Genomic DNA, 13,802 nt, shown 5'->3' on the forward strand with positions numbered 1-13,802 from the left:
GCCACACGCGGACACGCGACCGCTCTTACACCACTCCACGGGACGTGACCCCACCCAAACGAGCCAATATGGAATCTTTTTCGTGATTGGTGCCCATCCACCCTCCGCGCCCCCGCTACGGAATCGCGTTGTGTCGAACAACAGTTATCTATCCCGGTACCCATCACGGCGCAGCTGAAACGGCCCGCTCACCAGCTTCAAGATCACCTCGCCCTAACGCTTCGGACCGAAGCGCAACGAGAAAACAATAAGTTCAGCCTGAACCACGTTCATATCGGTCCACGACTCAGCCCCGGTAGCCCCGGCGTGTTGCTACGGCCCAGCTCAACGGGCGTGTGCCTGAGCTGTCCGAGTTGATCATTAACGAAACGGTTGACGCCGATCGGATCGCAACCGATCCTGATAGTGGGCCAAGGGCCAACGCTCGACGAGGAAAGTATCCACCTCGCCATCTGGCGCAGGTCCGAATGGCACCAGCACCTAAACACTCGATTGAGTCGCCCCCTGTCGGATCGAGGCAGGGGGCGACGCCCTACACGGGGACGCAGGAATCCAAAATACTTGTCGGCGCAGCGAAAGACACGCGGTGAGCATTGGGCGTCTAACCGAATGACCACCGTCACAAACAGACTTCAACAACGCTGACGACAGACCGACTGGTCTGGTACGCGGCGCCGGCTGCATTGCATCCACGCCTGATGAGACGCGACCCAGCGTTCGCCGAATTAGGACACAGCCACCTGCTCTGCGGGAACGCTCTTGACTCTAACCGTTCCCTCAAAGACAATTTCGGTCACGTTTGTCTCTGCGGGAACAGCAGTACACACCAAAATCTGACCCCAGATAAAGCGTGCAGAAGTTCAGTTTCGAGCGGGGTGAGGGCTAACCGTCGATACGGCGCGCGCCCAGTTCGTTCTGCAGCAGTTCCAGCGCGGCTTCCTCGGGGTCGCGACGGGGGGTCTCGGCGGTGTCGCTGCCGGCCTCGGCCAGCATGCTCTCCTCGTCGTCGTTCGGTGGTGGCGGCGGCGGCGACGGCGACGCGGGATCGGGCTGGGCCGCGGCCGGCGCGGGAGCCGCGGCGCCCGCTTCGCAGCGGATCCTCCAGTCCACGCCGAGGACGTCTTTGAGGGCTTCCCGAATGATCTCGGAATTGCGTTGCTCGACAAGGCGTTTCGCCAGCGGCGCGGACGGGTGGCTGAGGACCAGGGTGTCGCCTTCGACGGCCAGAACCGTGGCGCCGTCGAGCATGACGTCGGTCGGGCGGCGCAGGTTGCGCACCTTCTCTCGCACCGTCGTCCACACCCGACGCACCGCGGCGGCATCCAGGCCGCCGGTCGCGGGCGGCGGGACCTCCACGACCGGATCCGACGGGGGCCGCACCGGCGGCGGCGACGCGGGCTCAGAGGTGGCCTCCGGCGCCGACGGCGGCTCCGGCGCTGATGCGGGCTCCGCTGCGGGCTCCGGCGCCCGCTGCGGCGCGGCGTGGCTCTTGCGCACGAACTGCTTGGGCGCCGACGAACTCACCGTGTCCGACGTGGGAACCGACACGTCCAGCCGCTTCTCGATGCGCTCGATGCGTTGCAGCAGAGCCGATTCCGTATCGCTGGCCGACGGCAGCAGCAGCCGCGCGCAGACCACCTCGAGCAAGAGCCGCGGGGCGGTGGCACCGCGCATCTCCCCCAGCCCGGCGTGCACCACCTCGGCGTACCGGGTCAGCGTCGCGGTGCCGATCCGCTCGGCCTGCTCGCGCATCCGATCCAGCACATCCTCCGGCCCGTCGACCACACCGCGGGCGACCGCGTCGGGTACGGCCTGCAACACGATCAGATCGCGGAAGCGTTCCAGCAGATCGCTGGCGAAGCGGCGGGGGTCGTGGCCCGCGTCGATCACCCCTTCGACGGCGCCGAACAGCGCCGCGGCGTCCCCGGCCGCCAACGCATCGACCGCGACGTCGATGAGCGCCACGTCCGTGGCACCCAGCAGCGCCAGCGCCCGCGAATAGGTGATGTGGCTGCCCGTCGCACCGGATTCGGACCCGGCCAGCAGCTGGTCCAGCACCGAGAGGGAGTCGCGGGGCGACCCGCCGCCGGCCCGGATGACCAGCGGATAGACCGCGTCGTCGACCTGGACCTGCTCCTGCTCGCAGATGCGCTCGATCAACCCGCGCATGATCCGCGGCGCCAGCAGGCGGAACGGGTAGTGGTGGGTGCGCGAGCGGATGGTCGGCAGCACCTTCTCCGGCTCGGTGGTGGCGAACACGAAGATCAGGTGCTCGGGGGGCTCCTCGACGATCTTCAGCAGCGCGTTGAAGCCCGCCGTGGTGACCATGTGCGCCTCGTCGACGATGAAGATGCGATAGCGCGACTGGGCCGGCGCGTAGAACGCGCGGTCGCGCAGCTCGCGGGTGTCGTCGACGCCGCCGTGGCTGGCCGCGTCGAGTTCGACGACGTCGACGCTGCCGGGCCCGTTCGGCGCGAGCGCCACGCACGAGTCGCACACCCCGCAGGGGGTCGGCGTCGGGCCCTGCGCGCAGTTCAGCGAGCGGGCCAGGATCCGCGCCGACGACGTCTTGCCGCAACCCCGCGGCCCGGAGAACAGATAGGCGTGGTTGATGCGCCCGGCCGCCAGCGCGGTGCACAGCGGCTCGGTGACGTGCTCCTGGCCGACGACCTCGGCGAAGGTCGCGGGCCGGTACTTGCGGTAGAGCGCCACGCTTGGCAGGCTACCCAGCCGCGCCGACAAGCGACTCGGTGGCCGCCAGCAGCGCGCAGGTGGCCAGGCCGTCGATCGCCGCACGCAGCTCAGGCTCGCTGGGGAACGTCGGCGCGATCCGAATGTTCTTGTCCTCCGGATCTTTTCGATACGGGAACGTCGCCCCGGCCTCGGTCACCGCGATGCCCGCGTCCTTGGCCAGCGCCACCGTGCGGCGAGCCGTCCCCGGCAACACGTCGAGGCTGATGAAGTAGCCGCCCCTGGGTTCGGTCCACGACGCGATCTTCGACTCACCGAGGCGGTCTTCGAGGATCTCCAGCACGGCGGCGAACTTCGGGGCCAGCAGCTGCTGATGGCGCTGCATCTGCAACCGCACCCCGTCGGCGTCGCGGAAGAACCGCAGATGCCGAAGCTGATTGACCTTGTCCGGGCCGATGGATTTCTTCCCCGCGTACTGCAGATACCAGGCGATGTTGCCCAGCGAACCGCCGAGGAAGCTGACCCCGGCGCCCGCGAAGGTGATCTTGCTCGTCGACGCGAACACCAGCGGGCGGTTCGGGTTGCCCGCGGCCTCGGCCAAGCCCAACACGTCGATGTTGCGCTCGAAGTCGTGGGTCAACGTGTGCACCGCGTACGCGTTGTCCCACATCAAGCGGAAATCGTTTGCTGCCGTGCGCATCTGAACAAGTCGACGCACCGTCTCCCAGGAGAAGGTGACGCCGGTGGGGTTGGAGTAGACGGGCACGCACCACATGCCCTTGATCGCGGGGTCGGCGGCCACGAGCTCTTCGATCAGGTCGACGTCCGGGCCGTCCTCCAGCATCGGCACCGTGATCATCTCGATGCCCAGGGTTTCGCAGATCGCGAAGTGCCGGTCATAGCCGGGTGCCGGGCACAAGAACTTGACCACCGGTTCCCTGCCCCACGGCCGCGGCGAGTCCACGCCGCCGTGCAGCATCGAGAACACCACGACGTCGTGCATCAGCTCCAGGCTGGAGTTGTTGCCCGCGATCAGGTTGGGCACGGCGATGCCGAGCAGTTCGCCGAAGATCGCCCGCAGTTCCGGCAACCCGTGCGGACCGCCGTAGTTGCGGGTATCGGTGCCGTCCCCGTCGCGGAAGGCGTCGGGTCCCGACCCGGGCAGGTCGAGCAGCCCGTTGGACAGATCGAGCTGCGCGGGTGAGGGTTTGCCGCGGGTGAGGTCTAGCTTGAGGCCCTTGGCCTGAAGCTCGGCGTAGTTGCGCTGCTGCTGTTCATGCTGTGCGACGAGATCGTCCCGGCCGAGCGACTGAAACGACACAGTGCGCCTTTCACTTCGAGCCGTGCAAAAAGAGGGGGACCCCGCGTACCCGCCAGAGCCCATTGACCCTTGCTGCCTTCCGGCCCTGGGGGAGTTCACAGGATGGACGCCACGCGGGGTCCGCAAGCGAGTCTAATACCACCGCCCCGCACAACTTGACGGCCATATGACCCAGTTCGGCTACCATGGCCCGCGGAGGATTCGCCTAGTGGCCTATGGCGCTCGCCTGGAACGCGGGTTGGGTTAATAGCCCTCGCGGGTTCAAATCCCGCATCCTCCGCACGCGGCCCGGGGTGCGACCGTGCTGGTCGCACCCCGGCCAAGAAAACACCGATCAGCGTTCAGAGCAATTGGAGCGCGTAGGAGGGGCATGAGCCGCACCATCGCGGTGATATGGCACGCGTCGTTCTCGCTCATTGCCGGTGTCCTGTACTTCTTCTTCGTCCTGCCTCGGTGGTGGGAGCTGATGGGCACCACCCCGCACACACTGGGCCTCGTGCTGCGCATCGTGGTCGGTGTGCTCGTCGGCCTGGCGGCGCTGCCGGTGGTGCTCGAGTGGGTGCGCACCAGAAAACCGGAACTGCGCACACCGGAGTTGGCGCTCAGGCTGCGGCTGTGGTCGACGGCCCTGCACGTGGTGGCCGGGGTGCTGATCCTGGGCGCGGCGATCAGCGAGATCTGGCTCTCGCTGGATACCGCGGGCGTATGGCTGTTCGGGATCTACGGCGCCGCCGTGGCGATCGCCCTGCTGGGCGTCTTCGCCTTCTATCTGGCCTATGTGGCCGAGTTGCCGCCGCCACCGCCAAAACCGCTGAAACCCAAGAAGGAACGGCCCCGCCGCGGCCGCAAGAAGGCCGAGGCGGCCGGCGACACCGATGGGGCCGATGGGGACGCGGGTGCCGATGAGGCCGATGGGGAGACCACGGACGAGGCCACCGAAGACGCTGCAGAGGAAACGTCGGAGGAAACCGAGGAGAAGCCTGCCGAGGTCACCGCGAACGAGTCGACCGCCGAGGTGTCCGCCGAAAACGACACCGCCGCAGGCGACACCTCTTCCGGCAACGAGGACGAGCCGACAGAAATCGAATCCACCAACGGTAAACGGCGCAATCGCCGGCCTTCCGGCAAATCCGAACCGTCCCGGCGTCGGCGCCGGAGACTGCGCGGCGGCGTCGCGCTGGACGATTAGCAGGACACTTTTCGGGCAATATGAGCGCATGGGCAAAAACCACGTCCGCCGCCCGCTGTCGGTGCTGCTGATCGCGCTTGCCGCCGTCTTGGCGCTGGTGGCACCGTTCAGCACGGCGACGTCCACGGCCGCGCCCGCCGACCCCCTGGCCGCAGCCGCCCAGGTCGAGCCCGCCGTGGTGCGTATCAACACCGAGATCGACTACCAGCGTGCCGTGGGCAACGGCGCGGGAATCGTGATCGATCCCAACGGCCAGGTGCTGACCAACTTCCACGTGGTGTCGGGGGCAGACCGCATCCACGCCACCGTCGGCGGCCGCACCTATCCGGCCGAGCTGGTCGGCTATGACCGCCGCCACGACGTCGCGGTGCTGCAACTGATCGGCGCCTCGGGGCTGCCCACCGCGCCGATCGGCGACTCTTCAGCCCTCGTCGGCGGTGAGCCGGTCGTCGCGCTCGGCAACGCGGCGGGCACGAACCTGCCGCTGACCCGCGAGGTCGGCACCATCACCGGGTTCGGCCGCACCGTCAACGCCGAGGACACCCTGACCGGAAGCAAGGACGAGCTGACCGGGCTGATCGAGTTCGCGGCGCCCGTCGTCGCCGGCGACTCCGGTGGCCCGGTGGTCAACGCGGCCGGGCAGGTCGTGGGCATGACCACGGCGGCGTCGGTGAACTTCGTGTTCGGACCGGGCGGCGAGGGCTATGCGATCCCGATCAACGACGCGATGGCCATCGCCGACCAGATCCGCGCACGGATCCCCTCCGAGAGCGTGCACATCGGCCCGCCGGTCCTGCTCGGTGTCGGTGTACGCACCGCACAACGCGGCCCCGGTGTGCTCATCGCCGAGGTGTTGCGAGGCGGACCCGCCGAGCGTGCGGGGCTGTACGCCGGCGACGTCCTGCTCGAGCTCGACGGCGTCCGGCTGGACTCGGCCACCACCCTCACCTACGTGCTGGACCGGCACTATCCCGGCGACGTCATCGACCTCGTCTGGCTCGACGGCAGCGGCCAGCAACGCACCGGCAAGGCCACACTCACCCCGTTGACCTGAGCGGTCCCCGTCCTAGCCGTCGCCGAGCATCCGCTCCACACCGGCGATCAACAGGCCGAGCTCGAACTCGAACTGGGTTTCGGCGTCGCGCCCGGTGGTCTGGGCCGACTCGAGCACCCGGCGCAGGGCCGGATAGGTGCCTTCCGGTTCATGTTGGAGCGCCGCGGCGGTCTCGGCGCGGTGATGATGAGCGCCCGAGGCGGTCTGCGCCGCAACGCTGTACGCCGCCGACTGCGCGATGTTGGACGCCGCCGTCAGCGCGAGGCGCGCACCGTCGGGATCCAGCCCCGCGCGCAGCAGCGTGTCGAGCAGCCGGTCGGCCAGCGACAGCGCCGCCACGGCGCTCAGACCCCGCAGCCGCGTGAAGTCGGTGGCGATCCCCACCTGGATCAGCCCGTCCCGAAACGCGACGGCGTAGGCCCGCAGCACCGTGCGCCAGTCGCCGTCGACGGGTAGCTCCACGCGCTTCAGCTCGCGCTCGAACAGGTCGAGCAGCACTAGCGCGAGCAGCCCGTCTCGATCGCCGACGTAATAGTGCAACGCCTTGCGCGTGACGCCCAGGTCGTCGGCCACGGCCTGCATGGTCAGGTTCCTGGTGGACGCCAGCCGTCGAGCCGCCGACACGATCATCTTGCGACTGAGCCGCGGTGGACGCCCCCTGGCTCGACCGCTCATCCCAGTAGCCTAAGCACCCTGGCCACGTGTTTTCGCCGGTCGGTAAAAAGCCTGCGCGGCGTCACCCGACAACCCTATGCTGTGCGAGTGCCAAACACTTCATATCGCGTCGTCCAGTGGACCACCGGCAATGTCGGAAAGAGCTCGGTGACGGCGATCGCCAAGAACCCCAACTACGAACTCGTCGGCATCTACGCGTGGTCGGACGACAAGGTCGGCAAGGACGCCGGCGACCTTGCCGGCATCGCACCCCTCGGCGTCGAGGCCACCAACGACGTCGACGAGCTGCTGGCGCTCAAGCCCGACGTCGTGGTCTACAACCCGATGTGGATCAACGTCGACGAACTCGTGCGCATCCTGTCCTCCGGGATCAACGTGGTGTCCTCCGCGTCGTTCATCACCGGACACAACCTGGGGGCCGACCGGGATCGGCTCGAGAAGGCATGCAAGAAGGGCGGTGCGACACTGTTCGGCTCCGGGGTCAGCCCGGGCTTCGCCGAGCTGCTGGCCATCGTCGCGGCCACCGCGTGCGACCGCGTCGACAAGATCACCATCGCCGAGTCCGCCGACACCACGCTCTACGACTCCCCCGACACCGAACGGCCCGTCGGCTTCGGCACCGCGATCGACGACCCGAACCTGGCCCCGATGGCCTCGAACGGAACCGCGGTGTTCGCCGAGGCCGTGCAGCTGCTCGCGGACTCGCTGGGCGTCAAGCTCGACGAGATCAAGTGCGTGGCCGAGTACGCGCAGACCACCGAGGATCTGGTGATGGCGTCGTGGACGATTCCGGCCGGTCACGTGGCGGGCGTCTACGTCCGCTGGCTGGGCCTGGTCGACGGCGAACCCCTCATCGAGGTCAGCGTGCGGTGGAAGAAGGGCCAGACGTTGGACCCCGACTGGCAGATCGACGGCGACGGCTGGAAGATCACGATCGACGGGCGTCCCACGGTCAACATGGCGGTCGGGTTCCTGCCGCCGCAGGACATGATCGAACAGGCCAAGTCGATCGAGGACTTCTTCGAGCTCGGCCACATCATGACGGCCATGCCGCCGATCCACGCGATTCCCGCCGTCGTCGCCGCCGCACCGGGTATCGCCACCTACAACGATCTGCCGCTGCCCCAGGCCCGCGGCGTCGTCCCGGCCAGATAGGGGCGGCTAGCGCCGGCCGGCACGCTTGACCACCGGATCGCGATAGCGCGCACCGTATTTGGGGACGGCGGCCGGCCCGGCGCGGCGGGCGGTGGTGATCGCGTTGCGCAACGGGCCGGCCAGGCCCGCGAACGACGCCATGTCGAACACCATCGGCGTCAAGAGCCGGTTGTGCACGAACGCGAAGGCGCTGCCGGTGTCCGGGTCGGCCCAGCCGAGCGTTCCGCCTAGACCGATATGGCCGAATCCCTTGAGCAGACCGGGAATCGGTGATTCGTGGTAGCCGAGGTGAAACGGCATCGGGACAACGATGTTCAGATCCGGCCATGGCTTGGGCTTGCCGATCAGCCCGCGCGCCAGCTCCTCGGACAGGAACTGCGTGCCGTCGATGCCTCCCCGGTTGGCGATCGCCGCGTACATCTTGGCCAACGCGCGGGCCGTCACCACCCCGTTCGCAGCGGGCACTTCGGAGTCGAGGAACGGAATATCGCCCTGGACAAGGGATTTGACGCCGGGAAAGAACATCGCACCGAAGGCTCCTGACAGCGGCAGCCCAGCCACCTTTGGCGCGACGAAGTTGAACACCGGGTTACCCCGACTGCTCTGCGGCGCCAGGATCTCGGCCACCTTGGTGGGCGCGTCGGCAGGCGGGCGGCCCAGGTGCAGTCCGTCGGTGTTGAGCGGACGCGCCACCTCCTCACGGATCAGCTCACGCATGCCGTGCCCGGTCACCGCGCGGGCCAGACCGGAAAGCAGCCAGCCGTAGGTCAGCGCATGGTAGGCGGGCCTGCCACGCAGGTAATCCGGCGCGGCGGCGGCCATCTTGGCCTCCATCACCTCGTGATCCAACAGCTCGTCCTTGGTGAGGCCGCCGGGCAGGTGTGACAGCCCCGCGCGGTGACGCAGCACGTCACGCACCGTGATGTCGCCCTTGTTGTTGGCGGCGAACGCGGGCCAGTACGTGGCGACGGGCTCGTCGTAGTCCAGCAGGCCCCGGTCGGCGAGCCGGTGGATGACGGTGGCCGTCACGCCCTTGGTCGCGGAGAACACCATCGCCCCGGTGTCGGCGGTCCACAACCGCTCGCCACGGCGGTCCGACCAGCCCGTCCAGACGTCGACGACGGGCCGGCCGTCGATGAACACCGCCAGCGCGCCGCCGCCGAACCGGCGGCCGGGGAACATCCTGGCGAAAAGCCGCATGACGGTGCCGAACCGCGGGTCCGCGGCGCCCAACACGCCACGTGGCAGCCCCTCTCTGGCGCGCAGCAGTGACGCCTTTGTCATAGGCCTAACCATGCGTCGAGAGAAGGCATCGTCGGCGCCGAACCGCGAAATTCAGCCCGCCACGTTCAACACGTTGGCGTTGAGCTGTGCCGCCGGGGGCCCCTCGAGCGTGACGTCCTTGAGGATCTGGGCCTGGTCCCTGTGCACGGTGAACTCACCCTTCTGCGGCTCGTTGCCACCGACCACCTCGTAGAACACGGTGAACGGGGTATCCGGCAGCGGGTGCAGGCCAATGTATTTCGGCTGGATCGTGTACTTGTAGATGCACCCGCCGCCGGGTTCGCACTGCTGGTCGGTGACGACGACGTCGACGTTGAACTCCATCGGGGTGGGCACCTTCGGCGACGGCGGGGCAAGCGTGGTGCGGGGCGTGGCCTGCGGCGCCGGTGTCTGCGACATGCTCCCCGTGATCACCACCGCCGCGATGCCGATGCCGCCGGCCACCATCGCCACCAGGGCCAGCGCGGCGAGCCACTTACGAAGCACCGAAACCTTCATGCGCATAGCAAACCCTGTGCGGACACGCCGCGTCTAGCGGCCCTTGACCGGGTTGCCTTCCTCGTCCCAGTTGGCGGCGACCTTCTTGCTGGGCTGCACCCGGGGCGGTTCGCCCGGCATCTTCGGATAGCTCGGCGGGTAGGGCAGGTCGCCGAGGCCGCGTTCCTCGTCGGCCTCGACCATCTCCAGCAGAGGTTGCAGGGACTGCGCGATGTCGTCGATGTCCGCCCACGGGTCGTCGCGACCGACGATCAGCTTCGGCACGGTCGCCATCGTGTAGTCGTCGGGATCCGCGTCGCGCAGGTCCGTCCACGACAACGGGGTCGACACGGTGGCGATCGGCGTCTTGCGCACCGAGTACGCCGACGCGAATGTGCGGTCGCGGGCGTTCTGGTTGTAGTCGATGAAGATTCGCTTGCCGCGTTCTTCCTTCCACCACGACGTGGTGACCGCGTCTGGCGCGCGTCGCTCCACCTCGCGTGCCAACGCGATGCCCGCCCGGCGCACCGCGATGAAATCCCAGTCCGGCTTGATTCGCAGGAACACATGCACTCCCCTGCCGCCCGACGTCTTGGGATATCCGATCAGCCCGAGTTCGTCGAGCAGCGGCTTGAGCACATCGACGGCCACCGCCGCGGCCTCGGCGAATCCCGTGCCGGGCTGGGGATCCAGGTCGACGCGCAATTCGTCGGGATGCTCGGTGTCGGGGCAGCGCACCTGCCACGGGTGAAACGTGATCGTGCTCATCTGGGCGGCCCAGACGATCGCCGCCGGGTGGGTGACCTTCAGCGCGTCGGCGGTGCGCCCGGAGGGGAACGTCACCTGGCAGGTCTCCAGATAGTCGGGATGACGCTGCGGCACCCGCTTCTGGTAGATCTCCTCACCGTCGATGCCGTCGGGAAAGCGCTGCAAATGCGTGGGCCTGTCCTTGAGCGCGGCCAGCATCGGGCCGCCCGCGACGGCCAGGTAGTAGTCGACGAGGTCGCGTTTGGTCCCCTTCTTACCGAGCTTGGGGAAGTACACCTTGTCCGGGCTGGTGAGCCGCACCTTGACCCCGTCGACATCGAGTTCTTCTGCGGCGCTGCTCTTTGCGGCCATCTCAGGACTCCAGCACGTCGTAGAGGTCGTAGTTGATCGGCACGTCGAGCTGGTCGAACGTGCAACTGCGCGGATCCCGGTCCGGGCGCCAGCGGCGGAACTTCACGGCATGCCGAAACCGCCTGCCGTGCACGGTGTTTCCTTCCATCTGGTCGTATGCGACCTCGCACACCTTCTCCGGCCGCACCGGAATCCAGCGCTTGTCGGCCGCGGAGTTCCAGCGGCTCGGGTCGCCTTCGCGCATCTCGTCGCCCTCCCGCAGCGGTTCCAGGTCGGCCAGCAGTCTGAGCCGGTCCTTGGCGGTGAAAGACGCTGCGCCGCCGACCATCTGCAGTTCACCGTCGTCGCGGTAGAGCCCGAGCAGGATCGACCCGATGCCCTCCCCGCTCTTGTGGATGCGGTAGCCCATCGCCACGCAGTCGGCGTCGCGGGCGTGTTTGACCTTCACCATCTCCCGCTTGCCGGGCAGGTACGGGCCGTCCAGCCGCTTGGCGATCACGCCGTCGAGGCCCGCGCCCTCGAACTCCTCGAGCCAGCGCGCGCCGACCTCGGGATCCTCGGTGGTGCCGGTGACGTGGCACCACTGCTTGGAGCGCACCGCTTCCGACAACGCCTCGCGGCGCACCCGAAACGGCTCCTTCATCAGCGACGAGTCGCCGGTGGCCAGCGCGTCGAAGCCGATGAAGTGCGCGGGCGTCTGCTCGGCGAGCATCTTGATGCGGCTGGCCGCGGGGTGCACGCGTTGCGAGAGCGACTCCCAGTCCAGCCGCGTCCGCTCGTCGATGTCACGGGGCACCACGATCTCGCCGTCGAGGACGCACCGTTGCACCAGTTCGTCACGCAGCGCCTCGACCAGTTCCGGGAAGTAGCGGCCGAGATCCTTGCCGTTGCGCGAGTGCAGCACCACCTCGTCGCCGTCGCGGAACACCAGCGCCCGAAACCCGTCCCACTTGGGTTCGTAGGACCAGACCCCGGCCTCGTCGGGAACTTTGGCCTGCGCCTTGGCCAGCATCGGCTCGATCGGCGGCAGCACGGGAAGGTCCACCTGCTCCATTATTGCGTCCACACCCCTTCAGACCGCCGACGACGAGCAATGTCATCGCGCTCGGTCGAGGAGACAGTCGCCGAGCGTCTCGGTGAGCCATCGTTCGTACCGCTTCGGCGACCAGCCTCGTTCGACGACGAGCAGCCGGTAGACGTCCGGAGACATCAGGGTGTAGATGATGTCGCCGGCGTCGCGCTGGCGCAGACCGGGCCGCAGCGTGCCGACCCGTTCCAGCGCGTGCGCCAACTGCCCCTGACCGGCGCGGCGTTGCCGGTTCAGGTCGTCGCGCAGGGCAGCCACCTCCGAATCGGAGCTCGCCGCGCTGACGAGGATTTCGTAGATCGGCGCGGTTCGAGCGTTTACCTCGGCGGCGACCGCGACGAAGCCCGCCACCTGGCTTTTCGGGTCCGAATCGGCGACCGCGGTTTGAACCTGCGGGCGTTCCGGCAACGCCACAGGTTGGTCGTCCCCGGCGATCGACACGTCGAGGATCGCCTTCAGGATGCCGCGCTTGGAGGAGAACAGCCGGTACACGGTGGCCTGCGGGACGTCGGCGGCGGCGCTGATGGCCTCGATCGTGGTGGCCCCGTAGCCGCGGTCGACGAACAGGGTGCGGGCGGCGTCGATGACCGCGGCCCGCGCCAGGCGGGTCCTGGCCTGTCCGGGTCTGTCGGCGGGTCGGGTCGGCACGGATTGAGTCTATTACTCTCGAATTGAGAGTGCTACTCTCAATTCATGACCGCCGCTCCCCGATCGGAAGGACGCAGAACATGACAGGCATCGAATCGGTCACGCTGGAAACCCCCGACCCCGCAACGCTCGACGCCTTCCACAAAGCGGCGTTCGGTCCGGATCTGCCGGTGCGCGCACGTGTCGGAGACGCGGCGACCAACGGCTTCCGCGGGTTCACGCTCTCGCTGGTGGTCGCGCAACCGTCCACTGTCGACGCCTTCGTCGACGCCGCCCTGCAGGCCGGCGCAACCGAACTCAAGGCGCCCAAGAAGTCGCTGTGGGGCTACGGCGGCAGCGTCACCGGGCCCGACGGCACGATCTGGACCGTCGCGTCGTCGTCGAAGAAGGACCGTGGCCCCGCCGACCACCGGATCGACGAGTTCATCCTGCAACTCGGCGTCGACGACGTCGCCGCCAGCAAGCGCTTCTACGTCGAGCGCGGGTTGCAGGTCGCAAAGAGCTTCGGGCGCAAGTACGTTTCGTTCACATCGGGTCCGGTCATCCTCGCGCTGTTGAATCGCGGTGCGCTGGCCAAGAACGCCGGCGTGGCCCCGGAGGGCAGCGGATCGCACCGTATCGTCGTCAACAGCCCGGCGGGCGACTTCACCGACCCGGACGGGTTCACCTGGGAGGCCGGCCGATGACCGAACGCGACAAGCCGAAACTGCTCTCGGGCGGCAACCCGCAGATCCCCAAGGGTGAGGGCGACGGCCCGGTGCAGGACTACATCGCGGCGATGCCCGGCTGGAAGCGCGAGGTCGGGAAACGCCTCGACGCGCTCATCGAGCGCACGGTGCCCGACGTGCACAAGGCCGTGAAATGGAACCAGCCGTTCTACGGCCACAAAGGCGAAGGCTGGTTCCTCTCGTTTCGCTGCTACACGAACTACGTGCAGATGGCGTTCTTCAAGGGCGCGTCGCTGGATCCCGTGCCGCCGAAGGCCTCCAAGCACCAGGAGGTGCGCTACCTCGACATCCGCGAGGACGACGAGTTCGACGAGGACCAACTCCGGTCGTGGATCGAACAGGCCAGCAAGCTGCCCGGCGAAAAGATGTGACGC

General features: G+C 68.0%; 13 protein-coding genes, 1 tRNA gene and 1 other RNA gene. 6 read left to right on the forward strand and 9 right to left on the reverse strand.

Going from position 1 to position 13,802, the window contains the following annotated elements:
- Window positions 1-882: 882 nt before the first annotated feature.
- From MELE44368_RS03325 to ffs, 3 genes are all read right to left on the reverse strand, one after another.
- Complete coding sequence (locus tag MELE44368_RS03325) at window positions 883-2,712, reverse strand: DNA polymerase III subunits gamma/tau (protein WP_128107194.1); 1,830 nt, start codon at window positions 2,710-2,712, stop codon at window positions 883-885.
- Window positions 2,713-2,722: 10 nt separating this feature from the next.
- Window positions 2,723-4,012: an aspartate aminotransferase type Ic gene (locus MELE44368_RS03330; protein WP_128107195.1), complete on the reverse strand. Its 1,290-nt coding sequence runs from the start codon at window positions 4,010-4,012 to the stop codon at window positions 2,723-2,725.
- Window positions 4,013-4,042: 30 nt separating this feature from the next.
- Window positions 4,043-4,137: signal recognition particle sRNA small type (gene ffs / locus MELE44368_RS03335), an RNA gene on the reverse strand.
- A gap of 69 nt (window positions 4,138-4,206) precedes the next feature.
- Here ffs and MELE44368_RS03340 point away from each other — a divergent pair.
- The 3 genes from MELE44368_RS03340 to MELE44368_RS03350 all read left to right on the forward strand — a co-directional run bounded on the left by MELE44368_RS03340 (window position 4,207) and on the right by MELE44368_RS03350 (window position 6,255).
- A tRNA-Ser gene (locus tag MELE44368_RS03340) sits at window positions 4,207-4,292 on the forward strand.
- Window positions 4,293-4,382: 90 nt separating this feature from the next.
- Entirely contained in the window at window positions 4,383-5,201 is an 819-nt protein-coding gene (locus MELE44368_RS03345; RefSeq protein WP_128107196.1) for a lipid uptake coordinator LucA, read from the forward strand.
- Between the two features lie 28 nt (window positions 5,202-5,229).
- The gene (locus MELE44368_RS03350) at window positions 5,230-6,255 is read left to right on the forward strand and encodes a S1C family serine protease (protein WP_128107197.1); all 1,026 of its coding nucleotides are present in this window, start codon (window positions 5,230-5,232) and stop codon (window positions 6,253-6,255) included.
- A 12-nt stretch (window positions 6,256-6,267) separates the two neighbouring features.
- Here the strand turns inward: MELE44368_RS03350 and MELE44368_RS03355 are convergent, their stop codons facing one another.
- Window positions 6,268-6,930: a TetR/AcrR family transcriptional regulator C-terminal domain-containing protein gene (locus tag MELE44368_RS03355; protein ID WP_128107198.1), complete on the reverse strand. Its 663-nt coding sequence runs from the start codon at window positions 6,928-6,930 to the stop codon at window positions 6,268-6,270.
- An 87-nt stretch (window positions 6,931-7,017) separates the two neighbouring features.
- Between MELE44368_RS03355 and MELE44368_RS03360 the strand changes: the two genes are divergently transcribed.
- The gene (locus MELE44368_RS03360; protein ID WP_128107199.1) at window positions 7,018-8,085 is read left to right on the forward strand and encodes an NAD(P)H-dependent amine dehydrogenase family protein; all 1,068 of its coding nucleotides are present in this window, start codon (window positions 7,018-7,020) and stop codon (window positions 8,083-8,085) included.
- Window positions 8,086-8,091: 6 nt separating this feature from the next.
- Here the strand turns inward: MELE44368_RS03360 and lipL are convergent, their stop codons facing one another.
- From lipL to MELE44368_RS03385, 5 genes are read right to left on the reverse strand one after another with little or no spacing between them, the layout of a single operon-like run.
- Window positions 8,092-9,369 (reverse strand): esterase/beta-lactamase LipL, encoded by a 1,278-nt coding sequence (gene lipL / locus MELE44368_RS03365; protein ID WP_128107200.1) that lies wholly within the window; start codon window positions 9,367-9,369, stop codon window positions 8,092-8,094.
- 51 nt (window positions 9,370-9,420) lie between these two features.
- Window positions 9,421-9,867, reverse strand: a complete 447-nt coding sequence (locus MELE44368_RS03370) for a hypothetical protein (protein WP_128107201.1) — start codon at window positions 9,865-9,867, stop codon at window positions 9,421-9,423.
- A 33-nt stretch (window positions 9,868-9,900) separates the two neighbouring features.
- Window positions 9,901-10,965, reverse strand: a complete 1,065-nt coding sequence (ligD, locus tag MELE44368_RS03375) for a non-homologous end-joining DNA ligase (RefSeq protein ID WP_128107202.1) — start codon at window positions 10,963-10,965, stop codon at window positions 9,901-9,903.
- Between the two features lies 1 nt (window position 10,966).
- Complete coding sequence (locus tag MELE44368_RS03380; protein WP_164890018.1) at window positions 10,967-12,019, reverse strand: ATP-dependent DNA ligase; 1,053 nt, start codon at window positions 12,017-12,019, stop codon at window positions 10,967-10,969.
- 42 nt (window positions 12,020-12,061) lie between these two features.
- Complete coding sequence (locus MELE44368_RS03385; RefSeq protein ID WP_206613668.1) at window positions 12,062-12,700, reverse strand: TetR/AcrR family transcriptional regulator; 639 nt, start codon at window positions 12,698-12,700, stop codon at window positions 12,062-12,064.
- A gap of 80 nt (window positions 12,701-12,780) precedes the next feature.
- Between MELE44368_RS03385 and MELE44368_RS03390 the strand changes: the two genes are divergently transcribed.
- Together MELE44368_RS03390 and MELE44368_RS03395 are read left to right on the forward strand one after the other, a co-directional pair.
- Window positions 12,781-13,386, forward strand: coding sequence for a VOC family protein (locus tag MELE44368_RS03390; RefSeq protein ID WP_128107204.1), 606 nt, complete (start codon window positions 12,781-12,783; stop codon window positions 13,384-13,386).
- A complete protein-coding gene (locus tag MELE44368_RS03395) occupies window positions 13,383-13,799 on the forward strand; it encodes a DUF1801 domain-containing protein (RefSeq protein ID WP_128107205.1) in 417 nt (138 codons plus the stop codon). The genes MELE44368_RS03390 and MELE44368_RS03395 overlap by 4 nt, the downstream gene beginning before the upstream one ends.
- The last annotated feature ends 3 nt before the right edge of the window (window positions 13,800-13,802 follow it).

It is taken from the genome of Mycolicibacterium elephantis DSM 44368 (genome assembly GCF_004014805.1).
Taxonomy (GTDB): Bacteria; Actinomycetota; Actinomycetes; order Mycobacteriales; family Mycobacteriaceae; genus Mycobacterium; species Mycobacterium elephantis.